The organism is Streptomyces sp. NPDC052109, assembly GCF_040680195.1.
Classification (GTDB): domain Bacteria; phylum Actinomycetota; class Actinomycetes; order Streptomycetales; family Streptomycetaceae; genus Streptomyces.
Genome location: NZ_JBFAWF010000006.1, coordinates 348184 through 374226 on the forward strand (window position 1 = coordinate 348184; position 26043 = coordinate 374226).

Here is a 26043-nt window from a genome sequence, read left to right on the forward strand (position 1 = left end):
GTCAATGTCCTCCGCAGCAGATCGACAGGACGGGTGTGAAGGCGTGTCCCTGCGGATCGGCGTCAGGGATGCACAGGCCGGCCGAGGACGTCCAGGCGTGCATGGCGAACGGATGCTCGCGCACACCGACGTGGAGCACTGCCTGCAGACCGCGCCGCCGCAGCAGCACGAAAGCCGTCACGGCCTGGGACTTGCAGTCGTCGTTGACGAACCAGCTTCCGCGGCTGTGCGCCTGCACCGCCCGTTTCAGCCGTGCCACGTCCGCTGCCGAGGGGAGGTCCGCGCGGGCGTACCCAGGGGCCGCCAAAGACAGGAGGCGAAGGACGCGCCCGAATCCCAAGGTTCGGATCAGCAGGTGCACGGCACGCAGCCAGAATCCGACCTCGGCGTCAATACGGTCCTTCCGGCGGGTTCTCGCACATCCCGCGCTGATGAGAGCGCCGACAATTTCGGCGCGATCTGCGGGGCTTCCGCCGGTGATTTTCTGAAGTTCTGTCGCGGTCATTCCGAGAAAACGTGTCCGCCGCCAGTCGGCTATCAGCGCTCCGCCGGACATCGTGGTGACACGACAGTGCGGTGACAGGATCTCCGCCATGGCAGCCAGGGCATCGGTGTCCTCTGCCACCGTACTTCCTCCGGGATTTCGGCTCTGGTCGCTCTCAGGACTGGTATCCGTGACCGTCGTACATGCCGCCGCTGAAACCGCGGATCAGGCGGCCGTTGCCGAGCAGGACCAGCGCGTGCGGCATCCGCCGCCGCAGCAGTCGGAGAAACATCGCCTACCTCCAGGATCGGTTTGGGGTGAGGCAATTCCAGGTTACCCCGCCCCGAATACCCCGCAACCGGAGATTTTTTCCTTGGCGCTGCACAACCGAGGCGCGACGTGGTGGTGTTCCCTTGATTTCGGAGCGGGATCTCCCTCCGGCCGCCCTGCGTTCGCCCTCTTCGTGGCGGCGCCAGGACCCTGCCTGCGGGCGATCACCCTGCGTAGTTCGGACCGGTGATTCCGGGAGGGCGGGCAGGGGGAGGGGCGCGCGGTGGTTTCGGGGCCGGGACCCTCTACCTGGGCGGCGTGTGGGACCAGCCGCACGTGGTGCCGACGGAGAAGCTGCGGTCGGCGAAGGAGCTGGACCGGTCGCGGGGGCAGGTACCGGAGTTAGACCCCCTAACGAAATGATCTTCGAGGAGGTTGGATCACTCCGGGACTGATGAACCGGGGGTGCGGGGTGGCGCGGCCGAAGCCGTGGGAAGTCGACGGCGCGCTATGGGCGGTGATCGAGCCGCTGCTGCCCAAGGTCGAGCGTCGGACCCGGCACCCGGGACGCAAGCGGCATCCAGACCGGCTGGTCTTCCAGGGCATCTTGTTTGTCCTGCATACCGGGATCTCCTGGGAGCATCTGCCGCAGGAACTTGGCTTCGGCTCGGGCATGACCTGCTGGCGCCGCCTGGCCGAGTGGTCCGAGGCCGAGGTGTGGCCCCGGCTGCACGAGGTCCTCCTCGCCAAGCTCCGCAGCGCGAACCCTGGACTTCTCCCGAGCGGCCGTCGACGGCTCCCACATCCGGGCGTTGAAGGGGGGTTCCAAGACGGGCCGAAGCCCAGTCGACCGTGGCAGATCCGGCAGCAAGCACCACCTGATCACCGACGCCACCGGAATCCCGCTCGCCGCCACCCTGACCGGTGGCAACCGCAACGACGTCACCCAGCTCATCCCGTTGCTCGAAGCGGTGCCGCCGGTGCGGGGCAAGCGAGGCCGGCCTCGGCGCAGGCCGGACGTGGTGTTGGGCGACCGCGGCTACGATCACGACAAGTACCGCCGCATGGTCAGGGATCTCGGTGTGAAGCCGCTGATCGCCCGCCGCGGCACCGAGCACGGCTCCGGTCTGGGCACTCAACGCTGGGTCGCGGAGCGCGCGTTCGCCAACCTGCACTGGTTCCGCCGCCTGCGGATCCGCTGGGAGATCCGCGACGACATTCACGAAGCCTTCCTCACCCTGGGGTGTGCACTCATCTGCTGGCGACGTCTGCGCTCACGCTGTTGACCCCTCTAGCAAGTTGAACGAGCGGACTGCGGGTCGGGAGCGCATGCTGCTTCCTGGGCGGCCATAACCTCATCGCCGTGCTCGAAGGCCCATGCGCCGACGGCGTCGATGGGCGCCAACAAGGTCCGTCCCAGCGCGGTGAGCCGGTACTCGACCCGTGATGATGCGTCGGGGTGTGCCTGCCGATCGACCAGTCCGTTGAACTGCAGCCGCCGCAGAGTCTCGGTGAGGACCTTGGAGCTGATGCCCCCGATCCGCTCCCGCAGTTCGACCGGGCGCCTGGGGCCGTCGCGCAGCGCCCAGAGCACCACGGCGTTCCAGGTGTTGGAGAGCAGGTCGAAGGCGAGGCGGGCGCGGCAGTCGGCGAGGAAGGCGTCGGTCGTCACGTACCAAATGGTGCCCGAACGGCCTTCTAGCGTCGGTACGAACCGTCAAAGCAGGCACGGAGAGGGAACGCGTGATGAGAATCGGCGTACTGGGAACGGGCAACATGGCTGACGCGCTCGCCACCCACTGGGTGCGGGCCGGGCACGAGGTGATCATCGGGGGACGGGACGCACACAAGGCGGAGCGGCTCGCGACGCGCATCGGAGGGAGCGTGAAGCCTGCCAGTCTGTGCGCGGCGGCCGAGTCCGGTCAGGTGGTACTGGCCGCGTTGCCCTTCGGGGCGGGAGTAGAGGTGGCACGGGACCTGCACGCAGCCCTGGAGGGCAAGGTGCTGCTCGACTGCTCCAACCCGGTCGGGCCGGGCTTCCGGCTGCTGACGGAAGGAGGCCCTTCAGCCGCGCAGCAACTTGCCGCGGCGGCACCGCGAGCCCACGTGGTCAAGGCCTTCAACCTCTGCCACGAGGACGTGTGGCGCATGCGGCCGCCCGTCTTCGACGGGCGACCACTGGCCGTGCCCATCTGCGGGGACGACGAGACGGCCGTCGCGCGTGTACGCGAGTTGGTGCAGGACGTGGGCTGCAAACCCGTTGCTGGAGGCGGTCTCGAACGGGCAGGACTCCTGGAAGCAACCGCCGCGCTGTTCATCGCCCTGTGGGTAGGCGAAGGGGCGGATGCGCAAGCAATCGCGCCTCCGCTGGCATACGCGGCCGGACCGAGCCACCAGGAAACGGAAGGCGGCACGAGGGCTTTCCGTTAGGGGTTCTAACGCCGGGTCGTCGAGCGGACCGTCCCCTGGCTCCATGGCTTCCGCCGCCTGCGGATCCGCCGGGAACGACGCCACGGCATCCACGAGGCCTTCCTCGGTCTCACCGCGGGGACGACCGCGTCGTGGGCGAGGGAGCGCAGGGTCCGCGACAAGAGCCCGTTCTCCCGCCAGGCCGCGATGGTGACTGAGTGTTAGCATGGGGACACTGGTGGGTCGGGTGTCGTTGGGGGAGTGCCGAAGTGGTCGAGCTGTCCGAGGTGATCCGTCAGTTGCGTGCCGAGCTGGCCACGGCGATGGCCGAAGGGGAGGGGGAGGACCTCCGGTTCGCGCTGGGACCATTGGAGCTGGAACTGTCCGTGAGCGTGCAGCGTGACGCCGCTGTGAACGGCAAGGTGAAGTTCTGGGTCGTCGAGGCCGGCGCGGACGCCAAGGTGGGCGGCAACCATGTGCAGACGCTGCGGCTGACGCTCGAGCCGCGCCGCTCGGGCGTGAACGGCGTCGTGCAGCCGGAGGTGTTGATCTCCGGCCCGAGCGATGCCGAGGAGCGCTGACGCGCCGATGGCGGGTCTGCGGGGGGACCGGGTCGCCGAAGTCGTCGCCAGGTGTGCTGACGGCACCCGGCCGCGGGGGTCTGGATATCTCGTGGCGACCAACCTGGTGCTCACGGCCGCTCACGTGGTGAGGGACGCGGACACGGTCACCGTCCGCTTCAACCCGGACCGGACCGACGAGTGGAGCGCTCCGGCACGGGTGGGCTGGTTCGGCCCCGACCGGACGGATGCCGCCCTGCTCGAAATCGACCCCGGGGCGGTCCCCTTCTCCCGGCAGGCGGAGCCGGTGCGTCTCGGCGCACCGGGAGAGGACAACGCCGTACTGACCTGCAGCGCGGTGGGCTTCCCGCTGTTCAAAATGCGCCGACGCCCCGACGGGTCCCGCGCACGCGACGCCTGTCACGCGTGGGGCCACGTCCCCGTGCTGTCCAACCGCCGCACCGGCACCCTGGAGTTCAGGGTTCCGCCCCCCGAAGGCACCGCGCAGGGGTCGCCGTGGGAGGGCATGTCGGGGGCGGCCGTGTGGGCCGAAGGCCGCGTCATCGGCATCGTCGTGGAGCACCACCCTGCGGAGGGACCCGGCACCCTCACGGTCAGCCGCGCCGACCGCTGGGCCGGGACGTCCGACGGCCCCGGCGCCGAACTGCTGCGGCGGGCGGGACTGGCAGTCCCTCCGGAGCAGGTCGGTCCCCCGGCCGGCGACGTCCGGGTGGCCGAGGGCTATCAGGCGCAAGCCCGCTCCATCGCACCGCCGGCACTCCTCGGCCGCGAAACGGAGTTGGAAGCGGTCCTGCGCTTCTGTGCCGGTCCGTCCGGCTACCAGTGGTGGCAGGCGCCGCCGTGGCACGGCAAGACCGCGTTCACCGCCTGGCTGGCCGCGCATCCCCCCGCCGGGGTGGCCGTGGCCGCCTTCTTCGTGACGCGGCGCGATGCGACCCAGTGCGACAGCCATGCCTTCGCCCAGGCGATGGCCGCCCAACTGGCGTCGCTGGCGGGGGAGTCCATGGTGCATGCGGCCGCGCCCGGCGTGCATGTGCGGGAGTGGCTCCGGTTGCTCGAGGCCGCCGCCGGTCGGCAAGGGCGGCGGGGGCGCCTGCTGGTGATCGTGGACGGTCTGGACGAGGATCTGTCGCAGACCGCGTCCCCGCCTCGCCCCAGCATCGCATCGCTGCTGCCTCGCCGTCTTCCGGACGGCGTGTCCGTCCTCGTCACCAGCCGCCCACTGCCGGAGCCGGCCGCGGATCTTCCGGGCGACCACCCGTTGCGGGACTGCGAGCCGCTCACGCTCGCTGCCTCACCGCACGCCGCTCGGCTGCGCTACGAGGCGGAGTACGAGGTCAAGGGGCTGCTCGCCGAGGACTCGGCCGAGAGACAGGTGATCGGACTGCTCGCCGCGGCGGGAGAGGGGCTGAGCCGTGACGAACTGGGCGCGCTGACCGGCATGCCGGCCCGCCGCCTCGACGCGCTGACGGGCGGGACGCTGGCCCGCAGTCTGGCCGAGCGCACATTTCCCGTCTTCCTCGACGACAGCGACCAGGTCCGTACCGCGCTCGTCTTCGCCCACGACACCTTGCTGACCACCGCACTGCGGCTGCTCGGTGCCGAACTGCCCCCGTTCCGGGAGCGCATCCATCGCTGGGCCGACACCTACAAGGAGCGGGGCTGGCCGCCGGACACACCGCACTTCCTGCTCAGCGGTTACGGACGCCTGATCGTGACTGCCGCGGACCCGGGGCGCATCGCGCGTGTGGTCGCCGACCCCGTACGGCAGGACCGGATGGCGTCCCGGCTGCTCGGCGCCGGCCCCGCGCTGGCGGAACTGCGGACCGCCCGGGCCAGGGTCGCACAGGACGACACGGAGGACGGGCTGCGGTCCGCCGTCCTGCTGGCCGCGGCACACGCCCGGGTGACGGCGCGTCATGTGGTCGAGGCGGAGGACGGCGAGCTGGCGCTGCTGCGGGGCCGGCTCGGGCAGACCGACCGGGCGCAGGCACTTGCCGAGGCGATACCGGAAGACGGCGCGAGATGCTTCGCCCTCATTCGCCTGGCCGACCTGCTCGCCGAATCCGAACCGCGCCGCGCGCTTGCCCTGGCGAAGAAGGCAGCGGAACTCGTGCGCGCCGCACCACCTTCCTCATACCGATCGGTGCCCGCCCTCGCCGCGGTACGCGCGGGCGGTGTCCTGATGCGACTGGGCAGCCCCGAGGGCACATCGGTCCTGCACGCTGCGCTCGGCATGGTCGCCGCGGAACACGCCGCCGCCCCGCGGGAGCCGGCCCAAGGCTCCGCACGCTCCCGAAGATCTGAGCGCTTGCGATACTCCGAGCCCGCCCGGTGGACGGACCAGGTGCTCGTCATGGCCGCCGAGTCCTTCGGCGCGGCCGGCGACATGGACGGCGTACGCGCCGTCTGGTCCGCGGACGGCCACTCGGGCGGTCGGCGGATGATCTGGCCGCACGCCCTCACTGCCCTCGCGCGGCATGGCCGGCGCTTCGCACCGGACCGGCCGCCGGACGGCGCACCGGACGATGCGCCGGAGGTCCCCGCCTGGCCGGCCGCCGCACGAGCCGCCTGGCCCGCCGCCCTTGCCGCGGCGGGCGCCGGCGAGGAGGCCTGGCACGCTGTGGACACGGTTCCACCGGGAGATCGGGACGTGGTCCTCGGTGCGTTGAGCGAGGCCTTCGGCGAGGCCGGGGAGCTTGCACAGGCCCTGCGTGCCGCGCGCGCCGTCGCGGGAGCCGAGGCCCGACGGCGCGCGGTGCTGGACCTGGCCGCGCGGGCGCCGGACGCGCGGGAGGGGCTGCGCCTGATCGAGGAGGCGTGCCCGCACGGCCACGACACCGCTGCGGCCCCAGCCGACTGGCCGTGCGGCGGAGCGTGCGGGGCCCTGCGCCTACGGGCCTTGGGCACCCTGGACCGGTGGGAGGAGGCGCTCGCCGTGGCCGCGCTGCCGTACCCCGCACCGTTCCGCCGGGAGGCGCGCCGTCAGACGCTCACCGTGCTGGCCCTGCGCGGAGACTGGCAGCAGGCCCTGGACCTGCTGGCACGCTACCGGAGCGAGGATGAGCCGGAAGGCTGGATCGGCGCCGCCGTCTCGATGGTGTACGCGGGCTCCCATGCCGGTCGGCCCGAGGCCGTGGAGCTGGCGCAGGAGTTGCTGGCCGCGCCACCGGAGGCGTTGAGCAGAGACGAACTGGCGCGACTCGAGTCACTGGCTCTCCCCGTACTCGCCGGAGCCGGCCGCTGGCAGGCGCTGGCGACGTATTGCTCCACTTGGCCGGAACCGCTGCGGCACCTGTTCCTGAACGGCATCGGTGCCGGAATCGCCGAGGCGGTCGCCGAGTTGCTGGTCCGGCAGCCGGCGCGGAGGACGGAGGCACTGGATGCGCTCGGCCCCGTCTTCGGTACCGACGTATGGTGCTCCGCCCTGGCGCGGGCCTGTGCGAGGCAGGGCCAGTGGCGTACGGCGGCGTCGATGGCCAGAACCATCGAGGAACCCCTCTCCCGGCGCACGGCACTGACTCGGGTGGCCCACACTCTCGTCGAACGGGAACCCCGGTATGCCGCCGACCTGGCGGACGAGGCCGAGCGCACGCCGCGGATCGCTCACCCCGGCCGGTTCGGGGGCGCCGCCGGCACGGAGCGAGCCCTGCTCGACTTCGCCGAAGCACTGGCCCCCACCCACCCCGAAGACGCCGTGGACGCGGCGCAGGCCGCCCGGTCCCTCGCGAGCACGGAGGAGACGCTGGGGCGCTGCGCGGTGGTGCTGGCCCGCGTGGGTGAGGGCGCCGCCGCCGACGACCTGCTGAAGCAGCTCGACGACCGTCGATGGCGGTGCCGGACTCTGGTGGCCCTGACCGGCGCCGCCGTGACGGCAGGGCGACAGGACGAGGCCCGGCGCCTCGCCACGGCCGTGCTCGCCTCATCGGACACGGCCGCGGTTCCCGAGTGCGTCGCGCTCGTCGCGGCGGCAGGCTTCCACGGTCCCGCCACGGCCGACGGGCTACGCCGGCAGGCCGTGGGATGGGCCGCCACGCGGCTCCGCGCGCAGGACACGTTGGAGTCCCTCACAGCGGTACTGCGCCACTGCCCGGCCACCGACCGGGCAACGGTTTCGGCGGCGGTCCGCGTCATGAACGAGGTGTTCGGCGCCGGTCGCCTGACACCTGCCGGCGTTCTCCCGCTCGCCACGTGTGCCGCCCTGGCCCTGGAGCGCTTGGATCAGGAGGCGGCCGCCCGCTTCGCCACCATGGCGCTGGAGGCGGCGGCAGCCCTTGACCCGGTGTGGCCCGGCGAGGCCCCGGCTTCCGCCGTGGCCGACGCCACCGCCTTGTTGTGCCGCGTCGGCGATCTGACGAGCGCGCTTACAGAACCCGAGTCCCGGATCTCGCACGGCTCCACCGATGTTCTGCCGATGTTGCTCGCCGGAGCCGGGGCGGGGGCGGCCGACGCTGTTCCCGACTGGGCGGCGGCCCGAGCCCGTGCGGCGGCCGACCTGTTGCATGATTACCGAGGCCCCCTGGGAGTCCATCCGGCGCTGCGCCGACAGGAGTTCATTTTCACCGAGCCCGTCCTCGACAGCCTGACCGTCGCGGCGAGGGCACTCGCCGCACTGGACGGCCGGCCCGCCGCCCGAGCCCTGCTGGAACGGGTGCCCGGTCCCTGGCAGCGCGATCTCGCCTGGGTGCGGCTCGCGCGCGGCCTTGCGGCCGACGCCGGCCGGCCGGACGCGCACCTCCTGGTTCAGGATGCCGCCGAGTGGGCGCTGCGACAGGCGCTGGCCGGGGAGCGGTGGACGGAAGCACTGCCCTTGGTGGCGGCGCGCCGTCCCGAGGCGGTCGTCGAGGCCTTCGCGTTGATGCGGAGAAGCGACGAAGTGCCACTTCGACGAGGACGCCGGGAAGTTCGGGTGTAGTTGCTTGATCTTGCTCAAGGCGCGCCCGGGCATCCTGCTGCGGCGCGGAGGCGTCGGTAAGCCGACTTGCCGCACCGTCTCCCTCGGATGCCGACCGCTGCCTCCTGGGCGGTTCACGCCGTGGGGCCGTCCTGCTCGTCCAGGAGTGTTCCGTCGGGCGCGTAGACGAAGACGTGCAACATCCAGCCGGACTGGGCATTGTGGACGGCGAAGGTGTTCCAGTGCGACTCGTCGTCGTGAGCGAGGAGGCCGGTTGACAGCTGCCCGCTGAAGCCGGTGTCCGTGTCGCTCCGTCCGTTCGCTCCCGGATAGTAGGAGGACCACTTGATGACGCACTCCTGGCCCCGTAATCCCGAGAAGTCGATGTCGACCTCGAAGTCCGAGTAGGCACCGTTGCCGGAGTCCCTCCCCCGGAACAGGATGCGGGTGATGTCGGCGGACACGCCGGGGGACGAGGGTACGTCGTCCTCGGGCGCCGTCGTCTCGGCGCTCGTAGTCTCGGTCACCGTGGATGCCGGAGCCGGGGCCGGCGGGTCCGGACTGCAACCGTGCGCCTGATAAAGCAGTCCGGAGACCACAGACATCGCAACGGAGCCCAGCACATATCGCCATGGCCCGTCCCCGTGGGAACCCCCGCCGTTGGCGGATCGACCGTTCTGCTGCGCCCCGTTCGACATCGAGTCCCTCCCGTTCTGGGGACACTTCAGCTTCGTGCGTGGTTCCAGGCCGGTCCAGGGAAAAGGAAGGATTCTCGTCAGGTGCCGGTTGCGAGGGAATTCCGAGGCGGACAGTCGTACCGTCGCGGCCGCGACGCGCCAGGTGGCCAGGCCGAGCGGCCCGCCCCGCGTGCACCGTGACGGTGGTCATCGTCGGCGGACCGAACGCCTCGCTGAGGAGGCCGATGAACGGCGGGCCGAGTGGGGTGCCGATGTAGCCGAGGGTGGATCGTTGCCACAAGCCCCGTGCCTCTCCCTTACCCCTGCAGCCCCACGACCTCGCCCGAAACGAGCCGCTCCCCCCGAATCCTCGCCGCTCGGCGTCCGCACCCGTCGATTGGCCGAAACAGATTGCCGATCGGCAGGATGTGCTGCGGTTTTGTGAACGGAGTGTTGCGCGGTGGCCGGAAAGTTGGCCGAAATGATCTGGGTAGGCGTGTCGGTGTGCAATCGAACGCGGCTGATCCACGGCCCGCGCAACTCGCCGGGCGAGCGTTGAGGTCACGGCCGAATCCAGGTCAGAGTCCGTCGCAACGGCGAACTGTCACTGTCCGTGAGCATGTTGACATCCTCCGATCGCGGTTGCGATTGTCTTGCCCGCCGCGTCGGTCGAACGCGCGGTCAAAACGGGGGAGGAAAAGTGGACGCAGTGGATGCTGCGCGGGGACCGGACGAGGACTGTCCGAGGGGCACGGACGACGGCCCCACTCTCGTGATCGTCGGCGCGAATCCGACCGTGGCACGGGCGGCGGCGACCCTGCCCGGCGAGCTGATCCATGTACAGCTGCCCGGTGCGCCCTCGCTCGATCCGGGCACCCGGGTCCTCACGACGGACTTCCTGGACCTGCCCGCCTTCCTCGCCTTCACGGACGAGGCCCTGCGGCCGCTGCGCCCCACCGCCGTCGTCTCCCTCACCGAGTTCGGCCTGGAGCCGGCCGCGCTCGCCGCCCGGCGGCTCGGCGTCACCGGCGTCGCCCCTGCCGTCGTACGCGCCACCCGGGACAAGCTCGAAATGCGGCGGATCCTCGAGCGCGTGGCCCCGCATCTGAACCCGGCCTTCGCGGCCGGCGACGACGCGGATGCGGTGGCACGGTTGTTCGCCGCCCACGGTCGGGCAGTGGCCAAACCGGTCGACGGAGTCGGCAGTGCCTCCGTCACCCTGGTGGAGGGCGTCGACGCACTCCCGGCGGACCGCCGTACCGCCGCGACCCTGCTGGAACAGTTCGCCGACGGCAGGGAGTTCAGCGTCGAGGCCCTCTCGGTGGGAGGCCACCACACCGTGATCGGCATCGCGGAGAAGGGCACCACGGACGGGTTCGTCGAGGTCAGCCACATGATGCCGCCGCCCTCTCTGGACCCGCGCCGCCAGGAGCTGGTCGCCGAGGCGGTCGGCGAGCTGCTCGACGCGATCGGCCTCACCGATGGCCCCAGCCACACCGAGGTCATGGTCGAAGGCGACAAGATCGTCGTGATCGAGACCCACACCCGGCTCGGCGGCGACGGCATCGCGGACCTGGTCCACCTCACCACCGGAATCGCATGGCGGCGCGCCGCCCTCGGCTGGGCGATCGGCGCGGGGGTCCGCCGCAGCCCCGCCACTGCCGCCGCTGCCGCCACCGTCTTCCTCACGGCCCGGCCCGGACGCGTGAGTGCCGTTGCGCCGCAGCCCGCCCTCGTCCATGGGCAGATCCATGCCTGGGATCTCTCCGTTCGGTCCGGAGACGTGGTCCGGCCGCTGCGCTCCTCCTCCGACCGGCTCGGCATGGCCGTTCTGACCGCGGCCGACACCGGCGCCTGCGCGGCGGCCGTCGGGGAACTGATCGCTCATCCAGTGGTCACCACTGTGCCCGAGCCGCACCTCTGACGAGCACTCCGCTCAGACCTCTGCTGCCCAGTCCTTTCTGTCTGCTTCTTTCTTACCGGGGGGTCACATGTCCGTCCAGAACGCGCCGATTTCCTATGATTTCCATGGTGATATCCCCTTCACCACGCCCTTCAAGGACATCGCGGCCGACGACATCCACATCTACCTCGACCTCGACACCAAGGTCGGCAAGAACACCTGCGGCCAGAAGTGCGCCCACTGCTGGTTCGTCAACTACGAGAAGGTGTACGACAAGTCCTTCGCCATGGAGGAAGGCCCCCGCATCCTCGCGGGTCTCCGGTCGCACGGGTACCACGTCTATCCCCGCTATGTGGACAGCTTCGCCTACGACGGCGAGTTCATGAGCCTCTACGGTCCCGCCAACAACCGCGAGTTCCGGCAGGAGGCGGACCACAAGCCGACCCTGACGATGGAGAAGGGCGACGCCTGGACCAGCGGCCGCCCGCTGCTCGCCGACAACTGGACCGAACTCCTCGACCGGGCCGTCGAGAACGGCTACGGCACCATCTCCATCACCTACCACGGCGTCATCGACGAGGACCTCAACGTCATCGACCACAAGACGTACCCCATCAAGGGTGTCTTCTCCGGCGCGGACACCGAGGAGGTGCTGCGCCGCGTCGCCGAGTACAACAAGGGGGTAGCCGCCGAGGACGCCTTCCGGGTCAACATCGGCGTCACCGTCGGCCGTCACAACCACGGCCGCACCTCCCTGGAGCGCTACGCCCACTACTTCAACAAGCTGGGCGTGGCCACCGTCCGGTTCAACAACTTCAGCGACCACGGCAACCGCCATCCCGAACTGCGGCTCTCCCGCGAGGAGATCGAGCAGGCGTACCGCGACTTCAAGTGGATCCACGAGACGATTCCGCTCCGCTTCCAGCTCGGCGTCAGCGAGGACTTCGGCACCTTCGGCATCAAGGCCATGGGCTTTCCCGGCCACGTCGGCTGGTGCCGGGCCGGTCGGCAGTTGTTCGCCGCCATTCCCGCGCAGGAGGAGGTCCTCTCCGATGGCCCCGAAGGCCGCCGCGAGAAGATCGGCGACATCGTCGGCTGTGTCAACACCTTCGAACCGCACCTGGGCATCCTGACCCGCACCGTCACCACCGGCGAGGCGGGTGAAAGCACCACGTACGACCTGGAGTTCGACCACCGCGAGATCGAGGCGTTCACCGCCAAGCGGCTCTCCGGCACGTACAAGGACGGCTGCTTCGCCACCGAGCTGTCCGAGGAACTCGGCCTGATCTCCCGGGTGCCGGAGCGGCGCCGGCTGCCGCTCCTCGCCGATTCCGCGTCCTGACCCGAGAGAAAGACCCCCGCGATGCGCCACATCCTCGTCTTCGCCAAGACGCCCTACGCCAAGACCCCGTACGACCAGTGGCTGGCCGGCTCGGGGATCGTCCCGGTCATCGTGACCGCGCGTGAGTACGCGGAAGGCTACTCCCATCTCCCGCACGTGCATGCCTTCGACGCGTACGACACCAACCAGCTGGTCGAGAAGACCGCGCTGAGACTGGCCCGCGAACACGCGGTCGAGGCGGTCTTCGCCCGCGCCGAGGCCGATGTCGTACGAGCCGCCCAGCTGCGGGAGTTGCTCGGTCTGCCGGGCCAGCACACCGCGAGCGCGCTCGCCTTCCGTGACAAGGTGGTCATGAAGGACCACCTCGTGGGCGGCCCCGTCGACGTGCCCGCCTATCGCCGGCTCGACTCGGCCTACACGGCCCTCGACTTCATCGCCGAGCACGGCTACCCGGTGGTGATCAAGCCGGTGTCCGAGTCGGGGTCGCTGGGCGCCGCGATCATTCGCGACGAGGCGGAGCTGGATGCGTATCTGGCCAGCCCCTGGCGGGGGACCAGCGAGATCGAGGCGTTCGTGCCCGGGCAGATGTACCACGTGGACGGGTTGGTGGCCCGTGCCGAAGTCGTCTTCGTCCACCCCTTCCGTTACGTCAACGACTGCCTGTCGTTCCGCACCAACGACTGGGTGGCCAACCTCCCGCTCACCCCGCAGGATCCGTTGTACGACCGGCTGGTCAAAGCGGCGCGAGCGGTCCTGGCCGAGCTGCCGACACCGCCGCAGACCGCCTTCCACGCCGAATTCTGGATCACACCCGACGACCGGCTGGTCTTCTGCGAGATCGCCAGCCGCACCGGCGGCGGCATGATCAGCGCGATGGTCCGGCACGCGTTCGGGATCGACCTGGACAAGGAGTGGCTGTACGCCGAGTGCGGCCTGCCCTCGTCTCTCGGCACCCCCGGTTACCGGCCCGCAGGAGCCTTGTGCATACCGCCCCGGAACGGGGTGCTCGAGCAGCTGCCGACGGCTGGGGCCGGAACCGAGCAGCCGGAGTGCGTCCGGGAGGTGATGCTGACCGGGGCGGTCGGTCAGGAGTTTCACGGCGGGGTCAAGTCCGGTTTGTTCCTGGCCGGTTATGTGGTCGACGGGGACACCGAGGAGGATGTGGCGGCCAATCTCGAACGCGTGGCGGCCTGGTTCTCCGACAACACCCGGTGGCGGCCCGCCCATTCCTCCGGAGGTGTCGCATGAGCGAGACAACGCCTTCTGACCCGGCGGCCGTTGGGCTGCCCGGTCCGCTCGTCGACGCAGACTGGGTGGCCGCACGGCTCGGAGCAGGACTGGTCCTCTTCGACGCCTCCGTCGGCGCCCGCCGGGGCGCGGCCCCGCGCATCCCCGGGGCCCGGCCCTTCGACCTCGACGGAGAGCTGTCCGACCACACCTCCGCGCTACCGCACACCATGCCCGGTGCCCGGGAGTTCACCGGGGCACTGCGTGCACTCGGCGTGCACGACACCGACACCGTCGTCGTCTACGACGCGCAGGGCATCTACTCCAGTGCCCGCGCCTGGTGGATGCTGCGCGCCATGGGCTTCGACCGGGTCGCCGTCCTCGACGGCGGCCTGCCCGCCTGGACCGCGGCCGGCCACCCGGTCGAACCCGTGCCCGCCGCCTACGACGGACCGCACGGCACCTTCTCCGCCCGGCCCCGGCCCGGCCTGATCGTGGACGCCGATGTCGTCGCCGCCGCCCTCGCGGACCCGCGTGCCGCCGTACTCGACGCACGCACCCGGGAGCGCTACGTCGGCAGCGCTGCCGAGCCGCGTCCGGGCCTGCGCGGCGGCCATATGCCGGGTTCCGTCAGCCTGCCCTTCGGCGAACTCCTTCGCGAGGGCGGCGAATTGCGGTCGGCGGACGAGCTGCGCAAGGCGTTCGAGGCGGTGGCCGGGGACCGTGAGCAGCTGTACTTCAGCTGCGGTTCCGGGGTCACCGCCTGTGTCCTCGCGCTCGGTGCCACCGTGGCGGGCTACCGCGGCCTCGCCGTGTACGACGGCTCGTGGAGCGAGTGGGGTCTGCCCTCCGACCGTCCGGTGGCCACGGGTGAAAGCGGTTCGCCATGAGCGGGGGGCGCGTCCGCGGTGGACTCACCGCGAAATACCGGACCTTCACCGGCTTGCCGGTCGCGCTCAAGGCCCTGATCGTCCTGTCGTTCGTCGTCGCCCTGGGCAGCTACATGGTCACCCCGTTCATCGGGGTGCTCATGGTCGAGGCCGTCCACCTGGACGTCCGGGTGGCCGGCGTACTGGTGGCCGTGGCCACCTTCATCCAGTTCGGCGGCAGCATCCTCGGCGGCGCGGTAGTGGACCGGCTCGGGCTCAAGCGGACCATGGTGGTCGCGCTCACCCTGCGCACGGCCGGTCTGGTGCTCTTCGGGCTGGCCGTCAAGGTGCCCTGGGTGGCGTACCCGGCCGTCGTCCTCGTCGCGGGCGGCCCCGCGCTGTACCTCCCGGCGAACAAGGCGTACATCGTCACCAGCGTCTCCGACGAACTACGTCCGCTTTTCCTCGGGGTGAGCAGCGCAGCCCTGAACGCGGGCATGGGGCTCGGGCCGCTGCTCGCCGCGCTGCTGGTGGATGCCGACCCGATGATGCTGCTCATCGGTCTCGCCGGGCTCTTCGCGCTGATCACGGCGGCCCACCAGATCGCCCTGAAACCGGCCGTACGCCCGTCGGCCGCGGCGCCGGCGGCGCCCGAGGACGAGGCGGCCACACAGAAGTGGGCGGCGCTGCGGGGTGCACTGCGCCCGGTCCTGTTCACCGCCCTCGCCTATTACCTCTACTTCTTCTTCCAGAGCTTCGTAGGCCTGTACGCCGCCGGGGTCTCCAACATCCAGGCGCTCGGCTGGGTGATGCTGCTCAACTGCGCCATGGTGGTGGTGCTCCAGCCCGCGCTCGCCGACCGTATCGCGCGGGCCGACTACCGCATGCTGATGGCGGGCTCGTTCGCCGTGATGGCACTCGGCATGACGGTCATGGCCCTCGGCAGCACCCCGGCCCTGCTGGCCGGCACCGCCCTGTTCACCATGGGCGAGATCTTCCTCTTCCTGCGCTGCGACCTGGAACTGGTGGACCTGCTGCCGCGCAACGCCGCCTTCGCCTTCGGTGTCCAGCGGCTCACGGGCGGTGTCGGCGGACTTCTCGCGGGCGTCGTCGGCGGATTCGTCTTCGCCCACTACAAGTCCGGCGGAGGCCTGGGCACGTTCTGGCTGGTGGTGGGCGCACAGTGCGCGGGCGCGGCGCTGCTGGCCCTGGCACTGGGCGGCCGTAGGCAGCCCGCGGTTCCCGAACCGGTGCTGTCCGAAACGGCGGTGGGCCGGTGAACGAGCGCACCACTTCGCGGGAGACGCGGTACGTGCGCGCCGGCTCGGACCCGCACAGGCAGGGCGGCTACGTCAACCCGCCCGTACACCACGCCTCTACGGTCCTCTACCGGGACGTGGCCGAGATGGATGCCTCCCAGGCCGATCCGCTCAAGCGAGGCACCCCGGTCTATGGCCGCTTCGGCACGCCCACCAGCCGCGCCTTCGAAGAGGCGCTGGCCGAACTGGAGGGCGGCCACGCCGCGGTGGCGACCTGCTCCGGGCTCTCGGCGATCACGACGACGATCCTCGCGTACGTGAGGACCGGCGACCACATCCTCGTCAGCGATTCCGTCTACCTGCCGACCCGGAAGTTCTGTGACTCGCTTGCCGCGCTGGGGGTGGAGACGGAGTACTACCGCCCCGACGCGGACGGTGCCGCGATCGAGGAACTGATCCGCCCCCGGACGCGGTTGCTCTATCTCGAGTCCCCGGGCTCAACCACCTTCGAGGTGCAGGACGTTCCGGCGATCACCGCTGTCTGCCGGGCCCGTGGGGTGGCCACCGTCGCGGACAACACCTGGGCGACGCCCGAGTTCTGCCGGCCGCTGGCGCTGGGGGCGGGCGTGGACGCGGTGGTGCACTCCGCGACCAAGTACCTGACGGGGCACGCGGACAGCGTCCTCGGCGCGGTCGTCTGCACGGAGGAGAGCTATCCGCTCATCCGGGGCGCGGCCATCCGGCTCGGCCAGTGCGCGAGCGCCGACGACGTCTACTTGGGCCTGCGCGGGCTGCGCACCCTGAGCGTGCGGCTGGGCCGCCACCAGGAGCAAGGGCTGGAACTGGCCGGCTGGCTCGCCGGGCGGGAGGGCGTGGCGGCCGTCCTGCACCCGGGGCTGCCCGGGGACCCCGGTTATGGCCTGTGGCGCCGCGACTTCACCGGCGCGTCCGGTCTGTTCGCGGTGGAACTGGAGCCGGGCTTCGGCAAACCGGACATCGACGCGATGCTCAACCGACTGCGGCTCTTCGGCCTCGGCCACAGCTACGGCGGCTACGAGAGCCTGATCGTCCCCGCCGACCCGGTTTCCCACCGCTTGCCGGGCAGCTGGGCGGGCCGAGGGCCACTGATCCGGGTGCATGTCGGCTTCGAGGGCCTGGCCGACCTGAAGCAGGACCTGGAGGCGGGCTTCGCGGCTCTCCTGGCCGGGGGATGATGGCGCCGCAGGCAGCGTGACGTACCTGATGTGGGCCCGGAAGCGCCGACATCCAGAGGGCCACGACCGTCGGCGCGCGGCCCTCGACGCCGGAGCCGGTGCCGTTCGCCGTACCCGAACCACTCGCCCATGGCCTCGTACCCGGCAGACTGCGCCTGCGTGAGGAGAACGGGCGCCGTCGTCAACGCCCGCGAGAACAGACGGAACCCCAGGCGGCCGTCGCCGCCGACGGCCGCCTCCGCCTCGACGGCGGCAGGCGGATCGACGGGCGCAGGCGGCACGTCGTGGTCGACCCCCTTGGCCTGCTGCTGGGCCTGATGACCGCCGGCGCGGACGTCGGCCGCCAAGGGCCCACGCCACAGCGGAACCTGCGAGCGGTTCGCGGGCGAAGTCGGCAACTTCCACCGTCTCCTCAGTTACCTTGAGAAAGCATACGACCGACTGTACGCTTTTCTTCATGGAGCAACCCCTCTTCACCGAGGCGACCGACCCGTTCTGCCTGCACCAGGCGGATGCCGTGGCACTGCTGACCGGGGCCCCGTGGGGCAGGTATGCCGTCATCGGAGACAGTCTTTCGGCGGGAACCGGCGATCCCACCCCGGGCTACCGGGATCAGGGCTGGTCAGACCGGGTTGCTGGTGTCTTGCGGTCTGTCCGGCCGGATCTGGAGTACCTCAATGTCTCCGAGACCGGGGCAACGACCGCCCAGACGCTCGAGAATCAGGCGGCCCACATGGCTGCGTTCTCCCCGGACCTGGTCCACCTGCCGTGCGGGGCCAATGACATCGTGCGGCGCAGGCCGGACTTCGGTGAGATGGAGCGAACGCTTCGCCGGATGTACGACCTGGCCAAGGGCACGGGCGCTCTGCTGACCACTTTCACGCTCGGCAGGGCGTACGTGGTCCCGGTCTTCCCTGACTGGCCGAAGCGGATCGCCGCGGTGAACGAGATCGTGCGCGGGCTGGCTTCCGAATACGACGCCATTGTGGTGGACATGTGGGATCACCCGGTCAACGACCGCGGCAACCTGCTCAGTGAGGATCGTATCCACTTCGCGACCTCGGGTCAGGCCGTCATGGCGGCCGAGGTGGTCAAGAAGCTGGCCGGTTTCCTGGGACGCACCACATCGGCGTCATCCTCGCCCCCGGTCTGACCGCCGCCCGGCGAGACGCGCCGGGCGGTCTCCCAGGGTTCGTGCATCGCCGGACCCTCCACCCGTCAAGAGGTCTCTTATCGTGGCAAGTAGTCAGCAATCAGCTACCCGGCCGTTAGCGGCCGCGAAAGCCGACGCCATTCCGTGGCCGACGATTTCGGTCGTCTTGACCGCCCTTTTCATGGCTGTCCTCGACTCGTTCATCGTCGTGGTCGCCGACCCCTCGATCGTGGCGGACCTGCACGCCTCCGACAGCGATGTGCAGTGGGTCCTGGCGGGCTATCAGCTGAGTTACGCGGTCTTCATCATCACCGCTACCCGCCTGGCCGACCTGTACGGCCGCAAGCTCGTCTTCCTCGTCGGGGTGGCTCTGTTCACTCTGTCTTCGATCGCCTGCGCGCTGGCTCCCGACGCGGGCAGCCTCGTCGCCGCGCGCGTCGTTCAGGGCCTTGGCGCAGCCCTGATGGTCCCCCAGGTGTTCGCGTACGTCACGGTGCTGGTGCCGGCGGCGAGGCGGCACAGCGTATACGGCGTGCTCGGCATCGTGATGGGTATGGCCACCATCGGCGGACAGATCGTCGGCGGGCTGCTGATCGGCGCCAATCTGTTCGACTCCGGCTGGCGCCTGGTGTTCTGGGTGAACGTGCCGATCGGAATCGCCATGTTCGTGTTCGCCGTGCGCTACGTGCCGAAGACAGGCTCGGCCGCCACCCGCAAGCTGGACATGCCCGGCGTCCTGATGCTCAGCGCGGCCCTCTTCCTCCTGGTGCTCCCGCTGATCCAAGGGCAGCAGGCAGGCTGGCCAGGGTGGGTCTGGGCTTGCTTCGCGGGCAGCGCGGTCGCGTTCGGCTTGTTCGTCGCGATCGAGCGGGGCCTGGAACGGCGGGGCGGTGATCCGCTGGTACCGCTGACGCTGTTCAGACAGCGATCGTTCTCGCTCGGGATCGTTCTCGTCCTCTCCCTGTACGCGCTGATCTACTCGTATTACCTGGCCCTGTCGGTGACGCTGCAGCAGGGGCTCAACATGTCGGCGCTCGGCGCGGGCCTGGTCTACACGCCGGCAGCCACCGCATTCTTCGTGTTCAGCATGGTGGCGAGCCGGATCATCCCGAAGTACGGACGACGCGTCCTCGAGGTCGGGGCGATCATCCTGGCGAGCGGTTACCTGGCGACCGGCCTCTTGCTGGTGTCCGGCCCGCGGATCACTCCGCTGCTCGTGATACCCACCCTCATTCTGCAGAGCGTGGGTGGCGGCCTGGTCATCACCCCGGCGCTCAACACGGTGCTGAGCCGCGTCGAGCCGGAGTCCGCCGGTGTCGCGTCGGGGGTCTTGTCCACGGCCCAGCAATGCGGCGGAGCGCTGGGCGTCGCCGTGATCGGAGCGGTCTACTTCGGCTCGTTCCGTCCTGCGGCGGTCGGCAGGGTTGCCGCCGCCGGCCATGCCTTTGCCGTCGCGTCCTTCGGGACGCTCGTCATCGCGGTCATAGCGGGCACGGTGGTCTTCCTTCTGCCGAAGCGTCCGGCGGCCCAGGCCTGAGTGCGAGAACCAACCGTCATGGCCAGGGCTGCGGATGAAGCGAAGCCGGCCGTAGCGACGTCCGGGCAGGCCCGTTGCCCGGACGTCCGCGCAGGTCGGCTGCCTGTCTTCCTGCTCCTGCGATCCAACCGACCCGGCCAGGTGCCATGGCCGCGTTAGTGCGGAGCGGTCAGCAGGCCCTCGACGATGCGGCGGACCTTGCTCACCGCGCTGTCGTCCCCGAGCCGTAGAGCCGTGTTGGCCGCGCACAGCAGCGCGTCGATCTGGAAGACGGCGAGTTCGACGTCCAAGTCCGCGATCTCACCGATGTCCTTGGCGTGCCGCAGCTCGCCGGCGATGACCTCGAGCCACTCCCGCTGGTCGCGGAAGAGCGCGTCATGGACGGGCCCGGTCCTGCCGTCGAACTCCGCGAGGTTCGCGGCTCTGAAGCATCCGCCCGCGAACAGCGGGGTCGAGGCATAGACGACCCACTGGTCCAGCAGCGCGCGCAGTCGTGCGACGCCGCGCGGTGCGGACCTGGCCGGCCGGACGACGTTGTCGATGAACATCTCACGGGCGAAGTCGATGACCGCCAGCTGCAGCGCTTCCTTCGTCTTGAAGAGCGTCTGGATGCCCGCCTTGCTGAGCCCGGTGTCCGTGGCCAGACGGCCGAAACTGAGCCCCTCGAGTCCGTCGAGCGAGGCGATGTCGACCGCCCGCTCCAGTACGGTCCTCCGGGTCCGGGCACCGCGCAGGAGGCGTTTGTCGGTGACATCTGCCGCGGCACTACCCATACGGTCGATCGTACCCCAGGCCGGCGCACGTCCGTTGCTCTCCGACCGGCTCTCGTGATCGCCCGGTTTCCACGTGCCGCGTACGGGCCTGAGGTTCAGGTGAACCGAGCGTTGCTGACGTCGATGGAGACCATGGTCTGTTCCAGGATCGGGCGGTTGTCCGCATCGCTTCGGTAGGCCCGGCGTTTGCTGGGCAGACGGATCCCGTCCGCCTCCACGGTGTCGTAGACGTACTGTGCTGCGGCGAACCCGCCTGCGATGTCGACGTGATAGTCGTGCCGGCGAAGGAGATGGTCGGGCCCGAAATAGAAGTCCTGCTGCGTGCTGTGGCTGGCGATGTCGGGCGGGAAGGTGGCCCGCAGTCCGCGCCAGAGCTCGTCTCCTTCCCGCCATGGTTCGATTTCGGTGAGGGTGAAGCCGGGCATCGCCAGGAGGAAGGGCGTGGTGAGATAGGTCCACAGCGCGTATCCGTTGAAGTAGGCGCGGTCCAGTGGGTCCCAAGGGGTGCCGAGTTCGTGGCCTGTGAACGACGTCCGCGGTTCGTTGCGTTCGGCCACGACGCGGCCGTCGAGTCTTTCGACGCTGACCCGGGTGGCCGTGAAGTCGGTCTTCTGGTCGGGGGCGCCGAACGGCATGACGGAGGCGTGCTGTTCGTGCAGCCAGACGGTCATCTCCCGGGGGGTGGGGTCCTGCCGCATCCCCTTGGCGACGAACAGGTCGCCACCGCTGACGATGGTGGCGCGGACCGTGGTGAGCGCGTTCCAGCGGTCGAGGCCGCCATGGGCATCGAGGACCTCCGCGAGCAACGTGTTCATGTGGTCTCCTGCTCGGTCGTGCGCCCAGCGGCGGCGAGCGCGTCTCCGGCGAACTCGGGACCTCAGGGGGCCGTCGCCGTCGGAAGGGACCGCGACGGTGCTCCGGTGCCGGCGACGAAGCGCGCGCCCCGGTGATCCGGTGACCCCCATCCGCCGGGCGTCCCTCTCATCGTTCACTGGTTCACCGGCGTCACGCACCTCGGCGCTGATCCCCGGGGCCGCTGTGAGCCCGGTCTGAACCGGCGCGGACGGCGAGCGTAAGCCGGTCGACGGGGCGTCCTCGCCGTCGGTGCACAGGGTCCGGTGCGGTCCGCCGCCGGAGGTCGTCAGGGGTTCCCTCCTACCGCGCTTCGGCGGAGTCGCAGCTGGGTGCCGAACTGCGGCGGGGGAACCCCTGGCCGCCGGGTGGGCCGAGGAGGAGGTGGTTGCCGTTGCCGGTGAGATGCCGCCGATGATCGTGAACGGCTGAGGCGATGCCGACCGGGCGGGGGCGGGACCAGGGCTCGGCGGTGATGGGCCGCGGGGCCCCTCCCGCGAGGAGTCGTGTACTGAGGCGCTCAGGCTCGCCCGCGCCTGCCGTACGGACCGGCGGAACACCCGGGGGGGGCGGCGTCTACGAGTCTTCAGCGGCTGGCCGCGATGAGCGCAGGAGGACGTCGAAGACCATGCGGAAGAAGGCGTCGAAGGGAGCGGAGGACTTGGCGGCCCGGGCCGCGATCAGCGTGCCCTCCCAGGCGCTGAGGATGAACAGCGCGGCCTCCTCGACATCGAGAGCGGCGTCCAGCTCGCCCGCTTCCTCGGCCTCCGCGAGCACCCGCCGGATGCGCGTGGCCCACCGCTGGAAGCCGCCCTGGACGGCGGAGCGGATCTCCTCGGAGTGGTCCGCGACCTCGGCGCCGAGATTGCCCACCAGGCATCCGCGGGCGAAGCCGCTGTCGACCGTGTCGGCGCCCAGGAACTCGAAGTGCCCCCGAAGCCGCTCCAGCGCAGGGCGTCCGGGGGTGTCGAGCAGGTCGAACCGCAACCCGGCGGCGTAGCGGCTCAGTGCCTCGAGGGCGCTCTCCTCCTTGCTGGCGAAATGGTTGTAGAACGAGCCCTTGGGGGCCCCGGCCGCCGACGTGATGTCACTGATGCCCGTGGCGTTGAAGCCCCGCGTGCGGAACTGCTCCAGGGCTGCCTGCGCGATCTCCTCGCGCTTGGACGCGCGTGCCACCATCACCACCTCCCGTGTGCCAATATGTCCGGTCGCCTTGGCTCTGGTCAAACCGGGGACCGGGGTCGGCGGCCCCCGCGCGAACGACGCACTGCCCAGGGTTCGGCCGTCGGACCTGCTTGACCAAGTTTAAAGTGACCGGTCATATTGAAGCTGTTTCGCTCCCGTTCCCGTCCCCAGCTCTCGGCCTTCCCGGGTCGGCACCAGGCAGCACAGAGGAGAAGCGTGATGTCCGCGTACCGAGCATTCGAGGCCACAGGCGTCCGCCGGCTCCGGCTCGTCGAGCGCGAGCTGGTCGAGCCGGAGCCCGGACACGTCCGGCTGAGGGTGGAGGCGTGTGGCGTCTGCCACTCCGACGTGCCGGCCGTGGAGGGGCTGCGCCCCGACCCCTCACGCCCTGTCGTTCCCGGTCACGAGATCGTCGGTGTGATCGACGCCGTGGGCGCGGGTGTCACCGCCTGGCGGCCCGGCGACCGGGTCGGCGTCGGCCGGGGCGACTTCGTCAACTGCCTGAACCAGGAACAGACCGGAACGACCATCGACGGCGGATACGCGGAGGTGACGTACGCCCGCGCGAGCGGACTGGTACGCATTCCCGACGGCATGCCGGCCGTCGAGGCGGCCCCGCTGCTGTGCGCGGGGCTGACCACCTTCACCGCGCTCTTCACCGCGCTCCAGGAGGTCCCCACCCGCGCCGGCGCCCTGGTCGCCGTGCAGGGGATCGGCGGCCTGGGTCACCTGGCGCTGCAGTACGCGCGCAGCCTCGGATTCCGAGTCGCCGCCATCGCCCTCGGCCAGGAGAAGGAGACCCTCGCCAGGGAGCTGGTCGCCCACGAGTACATCGACAGCACCGGCACCGACCCCGGCACGGCGCCGGCCGACCTGGGCGGTGCGTCGGCCATCGTCGCCACCGCATCCAGCGGTACGTCCAGGAACCCGCTGGTCCGCGGACTTGCCCCGGGCGGCACGCTGCTGGTGGTCGGCGCCGCCCCCGACCCGCTGACGCTCGCCACGGCCGACCTGATCTTCGGCACCCGCCGCATCGTCGGCAGCCTGACCGGATCGTCGATCCGGAACGAGGACAACCCCGCCTTCAGCCTCGCCCACGGCATTCGCCCCGCCACCGAGAGCATGCCCTTCCCCCACGCCATGGACGCCTACGAGCGGATGCTCTCGGGCGAGGCCCGCTTCCGCGTCGTCCTGGACATGGCCGCCTGACCACGCCGCAATCCGCGCCGCCGGCAGGCGGGTTCCGGTCCGCGCCCTTGCCATTCCTTCTCGAGGTTCCCCATGACCGACATGGTCGACACGAAAGAACACACCCGCACGGCCCCGCGCCGCACCGGGCCTGCGCGTCCGGTCGCCGACACCGTCTCCGGCGTCAACGGTCGCCACGCGACCCGCGCCGCTCGGATCGGGCTGCTGTCCGTCTCCCTCGGCACCGCCGGCCTGGGCGGAGCCTGGCAGGCGGCGGTGCCCGTCTTTCCGGCCGCTCTGCGGGTCAGCGACGCGCTGTTCACCGTCAGTTGCCTGATCTGGCTGGTACTGCTGGCCCAGTACCTGCGCCATGGCGGGGCCCGGTGGCACAACCTGCGCCACGACCTGCGCCATCCCGGCCAGGGCTTCGCCCTCGGGTACGTCCCCATCATCGGCATGCTGATCGCAGGCCACTTCTCGCGGTTCGGGATCACAGGCCCACGCTGGGCCTACGCCGTCTTCGTCACCGTGGCCGCCCTCATCGCCGCACGCCTGCTCGCGCACTGGCTCATGGGTGCCCTGAGCGCAACCGTCCTGCACCCGGGCTACTTGCTGCCGGTCTCCTCCGCACCGTTCGTCGCCAGCGCCACGGCCTCCACGCTCAGGCTGCCCGGTGTCGCGGATGCCGCCTTCGCGGTGGGGCTGCTGTACTGGCTCGCCTTCGGCACCGTCATCCTCGGCAGCCTCGTCACCGGCGGCGCCCTGCCCGGGCCGGCCCGCCCGGCCCTCACCGTCCTGACCATTCCACCGGCGACCGGCGGAATCGCCTGGGTGGCCGCCCACAAGGGCGTCTTCGACGCCGTCGGCTACGGCTTCGCCGGGACCCTGGTCTTCACCGTCCTCCTCGTCGCCTTCCTCATTCCCGAGCTACGCCAGCCCTCGTTCCATCCGGGCCTGTGGATCTTCAGCTTCCCCGTGGCGGCGTGCACCAATTTCGTCATCCGCTGGATACACGCGTCCGCCCCTCCCGCAGGGCCGGCTCTCACCGCAATCCTCCTCACCGGCGCCACCTCGGCGCTGGTGCTGCTGGCCGCGGGCACCTTGCACCACCGGGCCCGGCGAGCACTTCCCAGCTGACTCCCGCTCCGGGGTGGAGAGACGCACGCCAGAGGCAACGCCTCGTTCCTCGAGCGCCGACCGGACCGGTTCACCGGAAGGCGAAGCCCGCAGCCCCGGTTTGCGGCCCACCCGCCCCCCACTCCACCCGGGCAATGCGCCCTGCACCGCCGAAACGCCTTTAAGGAGCCATCATGCCCACGCTCGATCGCCAGGACGCCGTCTTCGTTCTCGACCTCGGTGACGGGGAGAACCGTTTCCACCCCGACTGGATCGCGTCGGTCGGCGCGGCCCTGGACGAGGTGGAGAAGTCGGAAGGCCCCCGCGCCCTGGTGACCGCCGCGACCGGGAAGTTCTACTCCAACGGTCTCGACCTCGAATGGCTCGCGGCGCACAGCGACGAGCACCTGGACTACGTCAATTCCGTCCACGGTCTGTTCGCGAGGTTGCTGTCCCTCCCGATGATCACCGTCGCCGCGCTGCAGGGACACACGTTCGCCGCCGGAGCGATGTTCTCCCTGGCCCACGACTTCCGTCTCATGCGCGCCGACCAAGGCTTCTGGTGCCTGCCCGAGGCGGAGATCAACATCCCCTTCACCCCGGGCATGTCCGCCCTCGTCCAGTCCCGGCTCACCCCGCAAACGGCCCAGCACGCCATGGTCTGCGCCCGTCGTTTCGGCGGCCGGGAAGCCGCCGCCGCCGGAATCGCCGATCACGCCGTGGACGAGGGCGCCCTGCGCACCGCCGCCCTCGAACTTGCCCAGGCGCACGCGAGCAAGGCCGGCGACAGCCTCGGGACCATCAAGACACGCATGTACGCCCCTGTCCTCACCATGCTCCGCGACACGACCACCCCGCTGGGCTGACGCCGCGCCGGGACCGTTCGCCGGCCCGCGCGGGGCGCGACGAACGGGTGGTAGCGGCGGACGGGAACGACTCGCTCTGCTCGCCGATGCGCACGATCAGCGGGGAACTTCCGCGGTGCGAGTGCCCCCACACCCGTGGCGGCCTCCGCCGCGCTCGGTGACGCGAACCAGGTCGCGCATGCCGGGAGCGACGCCGTCGGCCCTCACTTCCGGGCCGAAGTCCTCGGCGAGCGCGCCCGCGCAC

Annotated in this window: 21 protein-coding genes and 1 pseudogene; 16 read left to right on the forward strand and 6 right to left on the reverse strand. The window is 70.6% G+C overall.

Annotated elements, in window-relative coordinates; all coding sequences use genetic code 11:
- Position 1: 1 nt before the first annotated feature.
- The gene (locus AB0L59_RS16345) at positions 2-625 is read right to left on the reverse strand and encodes a lasso peptide biosynthesis B2 protein (RefSeq protein ID WP_365583481.1); all 624 of its coding nucleotides are present in this window, start codon (positions 623-625) and stop codon (positions 2-4) included.
- A gap of 583 nt (positions 626-1208) precedes the next feature.
- Here AB0L59_RS16345 and AB0L59_RS16350 point away from each other — a divergent pair.
- A protein-coding gene (locus tag AB0L59_RS16350; RefSeq protein WP_365583483.1) for an IS5 family transposase occupies positions 1209-2040 on the forward strand; the annotation gives its coding sequence in 2 pieces (ribosomal slippage) (positions 1209-1522 and positions 1521-2040; 834 coding nt in all).
- Between the two features lie 5 nt (positions 2041-2045).
- Here AB0L59_RS16350 and AB0L59_RS16355 read toward each other — a convergent pair.
- On the reverse strand, positions 2046-2426 hold the full coding sequence (locus AB0L59_RS16355) for a helix-turn-helix domain-containing protein (protein WP_365583484.1): 381 nt from the start codon (positions 2424-2426) through the stop codon (positions 2046-2048).
- A 74-nt stretch (positions 2427-2500) separates the two neighbouring features.
- Between AB0L59_RS16355 and AB0L59_RS16360 the strand changes: the two genes are divergently transcribed.
- The 4 genes and pseudogenes from AB0L59_RS16360 (at position 2501) to AB0L59_RS16375 (ending at position 8659) form a co-directional block, all read left to right on the forward strand.
- Positions 2501-3184 (forward strand): NAD(P)-binding domain-containing protein, encoded by a 684-nt coding sequence (locus tag AB0L59_RS16360; RefSeq protein WP_365583486.1) that lies wholly within the window; start codon positions 2501-2503, stop codon positions 3182-3184.
- A 9-nt stretch (positions 3185-3193) separates the two neighbouring features.
- A pseudogene (locus tag AB0L59_RS16365) lies at positions 3194-3388 on the forward strand (hypothetical protein); the annotation flags it as partial.
- Between the two features lie 44 nt (positions 3389-3432).
- Positions 3433-3744 carry a trypco2 family protein gene (locus AB0L59_RS16370; protein ID WP_365583489.1) on the forward strand — a complete coding sequence of 104 codons (312 nt, stop codon included), beginning with the start codon at positions 3433-3435 and terminating at the stop codon, positions 3742-3744.
- Between the two features lie 7 nt (positions 3745-3751).
- A complete protein-coding gene (locus AB0L59_RS16375; protein ID WP_365583492.1) occupies positions 3752-8659 on the forward strand; it encodes a trypsin-like peptidase domain-containing protein in 4908 nt (1635 codons plus the stop codon).
- Between the two features lie 113 nt (positions 8660-8772).
- On the opposite strand, the gene AB0L59_RS16380 is transcribed toward AB0L59_RS16375, so the two are convergent.
- Positions 8773-9165, reverse strand: a complete 393-nt coding sequence (locus tag AB0L59_RS16380) for a hypothetical protein (RefSeq protein WP_365583495.1) — start codon at positions 9163-9165, stop codon at positions 8773-8775.
- 850 nt (positions 9166-10015) lie between these two features.
- Here AB0L59_RS16380 and AB0L59_RS16385 point away from each other — a divergent pair.
- From AB0L59_RS16385 to AB0L59_RS16420, 8 genes are all read left to right on the forward strand, one after another.
- Positions 10016-11239, forward strand: a complete 1224-nt coding sequence (locus AB0L59_RS16385; RefSeq protein ID WP_365583498.1) for an ATP-grasp domain-containing protein — start codon at positions 10016-10018, stop codon at positions 11237-11239.
- Positions 11240-11306: 67 nt separating this feature from the next.
- Positions 11307-12560: a radical SAM protein gene (locus AB0L59_RS16390; RefSeq protein WP_365583501.1), complete on the forward strand. Its 1254-nt coding sequence runs from the start codon at positions 11307-11309 to the stop codon at positions 12558-12560.
- Positions 12561-12581: 21 nt separating this feature from the next.
- Entirely contained in the window at positions 12582-13808 is a 1227-nt protein-coding gene (locus tag AB0L59_RS16395) for an ATP-dependent carboxylate-amine ligase (RefSeq protein ID WP_365583504.1), read from the forward strand.
- Positions 13805-14677, forward strand: coding sequence for a sulfurtransferase (locus AB0L59_RS16400; RefSeq protein WP_365583507.1), 873 nt, complete (start codon positions 13805-13807; stop codon positions 14675-14677). The genes AB0L59_RS16395 and AB0L59_RS16400 overlap by 4 nt, the downstream gene beginning before the upstream one ends.
- Positions 14674-15936: an MFS transporter gene (locus tag AB0L59_RS16405; protein WP_365583510.1), complete on the forward strand. Its 1263-nt coding sequence runs from the start codon at positions 14674-14676 to the stop codon at positions 15934-15936. The genes AB0L59_RS16400 and AB0L59_RS16405 overlap by 4 nt, the downstream gene beginning before the upstream one ends.
- Positions 15933-17129 (forward strand): cystathionine beta-lyase, encoded by a 1197-nt coding sequence (metC, locus tag AB0L59_RS16410; protein WP_365583513.1) that lies wholly within the window; start codon positions 15933-15935, stop codon positions 17127-17129. Before AB0L59_RS16405 ends, metC begins: the two co-directional genes overlap by 4 nt.
- A gap of 457 nt (positions 17130-17586) precedes the next feature.
- Positions 17587-18282 carry an SGNH/GDSL hydrolase family protein gene (locus AB0L59_RS16415; RefSeq protein WP_365583516.1) on the forward strand — a complete coding sequence of 232 codons (696 nt, stop codon included), beginning with the start codon at positions 17587-17589 and terminating at the stop codon, positions 18280-18282.
- Between the two features lie 82 nt (positions 18283-18364).
- Positions 18365-19819: an MFS transporter gene (locus AB0L59_RS16420; protein ID WP_365583520.1), complete on the forward strand. Its 1455-nt coding sequence runs from the start codon at positions 18365-18367 to the stop codon at positions 19817-19819.
- A gap of 155 nt (positions 19820-19974) precedes the next feature.
- Here AB0L59_RS16420 and AB0L59_RS16425 read toward each other — a convergent pair whose 3' ends face one another.
- The 3 genes from AB0L59_RS16425 to AB0L59_RS16435 form a co-directional block, all read right to left on the reverse strand.
- Positions 19975-20592 carry a TetR/AcrR family transcriptional regulator gene (locus AB0L59_RS16425; protein ID WP_365583523.1) on the reverse strand — a complete coding sequence of 206 codons (618 nt, stop codon included), beginning with the start codon at positions 20590-20592 and terminating at the stop codon, positions 19975-19977.
- 95 nt (positions 20593-20687) lie between these two features.
- Positions 20688-21407 carry a hypothetical protein gene (locus tag AB0L59_RS16430; RefSeq protein ID WP_365583526.1) on the reverse strand — a complete coding sequence of 240 codons (720 nt, stop codon included), beginning with the start codon at positions 21405-21407 and terminating at the stop codon, positions 20688-20690.
- Between the two features lie 613 nt (positions 21408-22020).
- On the reverse strand, positions 22021-22623 hold the full coding sequence (locus AB0L59_RS16435; RefSeq protein ID WP_365583529.1) for a TetR family transcriptional regulator C-terminal domain-containing protein: 603 nt from the start codon (positions 22621-22623) through the stop codon (positions 22021-22023).
- A gap of 225 nt (positions 22624-22848) precedes the next feature.
- On the opposite strand from AB0L59_RS16435, the gene AB0L59_RS16440 reads away from it, so the two are divergent.
- The 3 genes from AB0L59_RS16440 (at position 22849) to AB0L59_RS16450 (ending at position 25799) form a co-directional block, all read left to right on the forward strand.
- The gene (locus AB0L59_RS16440; protein ID WP_365583532.1) at positions 22849-23838 is read left to right on the forward strand and encodes an alcohol dehydrogenase catalytic domain-containing protein; all 990 of its coding nucleotides are present in this window, start codon (positions 22849-22851) and stop codon (positions 23836-23838) included.
- Between the two features lie 72 nt (positions 23839-23910).
- A complete protein-coding gene (locus AB0L59_RS16445) occupies positions 23911-24954 on the forward strand; it encodes a hypothetical protein (RefSeq protein ID WP_365583535.1) in 1044 nt (347 codons plus the stop codon).
- 173 nt (positions 24955-25127) lie between these two features.
- Positions 25128-25799, forward strand: a complete 672-nt coding sequence (locus tag AB0L59_RS16450; RefSeq protein WP_365583538.1) for an enoyl-CoA hydratase-related protein — start codon at positions 25128-25130, stop codon at positions 25797-25799.
- Positions 25800-26043: the final 244 nt, after the last annotated feature.

What these genes read in the sequence shown, in the direction of transcription:
- AB0L59_RS16360 (WP_365583486.1), top strand. Translation starts at nt 2,501, where the DNA reads ATGAGAATCGGCGTACTGGGAACGGGCAACATGGCTGACGCGCTCGCC.
- AB0L59_RS16435 (WP_365583529.1), bottom strand. Translation starts at nt 22,623, where the DNA reads ATGGTGGCACGCGCGTCCAAGCGCGAGGAGATCGCGCAGGCAGCCCTG.
- AB0L59_RS16430 (WP_365583526.1), bottom strand. Translation starts at nt 21,407, where the DNA reads ATGAACACGTTGCTCGCGGAGGTCCTCGATGCCCATGGCGGCCTCGAC.
- AB0L59_RS16425 (WP_365583523.1), bottom strand. Translation starts at nt 20,592, where the DNA reads ATGGGTAGTGCCGCGGCAGATGTCACCGACAAACGCCTCCTGCGCGGT.
- AB0L59_RS16400 (WP_365583507.1), top strand. Translation starts at nt 13,805, where the DNA reads ATGAGCGAGACAACGCCTTCTGACCCGGCGGCCGTTGGGCTGCCCGGT.
- AB0L59_RS16395 (WP_365583504.1), top strand. Translation starts at nt 12,582, where the DNA reads ATGCGCCACATCCTCGTCTTCGCCAAGACGCCCTACGCCAAGACCCCG.
- AB0L59_RS16445 (WP_365583535.1), top strand. Translation starts at nt 23,911, where the DNA reads ATGACCGACATGGTCGACACGAAAGAACACACCCGCACGGCCCCGCGC.
- AB0L59_RS16440 (WP_365583532.1), top strand. Translation starts at nt 22,849, where the DNA reads ATGTCCGCGTACCGAGCATTCGAGGCCACAGGCGTCCGCCGGCTCCGG.
- AB0L59_RS16375 (WP_365583492.1), top strand. Translation starts at nt 3,752, where the DNA reads ATGGCGGGTCTGCGGGGGGACCGGGTCGCCGAAGTCGTCGCCAGGTGT.
- AB0L59_RS16390 (WP_365583501.1), top strand. Translation starts at nt 11,307, where the DNA reads ATGTCCGTCCAGAACGCGCCGATTTCCTATGATTTCCATGGTGATATC.
- AB0L59_RS16415 (WP_365583516.1), top strand. Translation starts at nt 17,587, where the DNA reads ATGGAGCAACCCCTCTTCACCGAGGCGACCGACCCGTTCTGCCTGCAC.
- AB0L59_RS16405 (WP_365583510.1), top strand. Translation starts at nt 14,674, where the DNA reads ATGAGCGGGGGGCGCGTCCGCGGTGGACTCACCGCGAAATACCGGACC.
- AB0L59_RS16450 (WP_365583538.1), top strand. Translation starts at nt 25,128, where the DNA reads ATGCCCACGCTCGATCGCCAGGACGCCGTCTTCGTTCTCGACCTCGGT.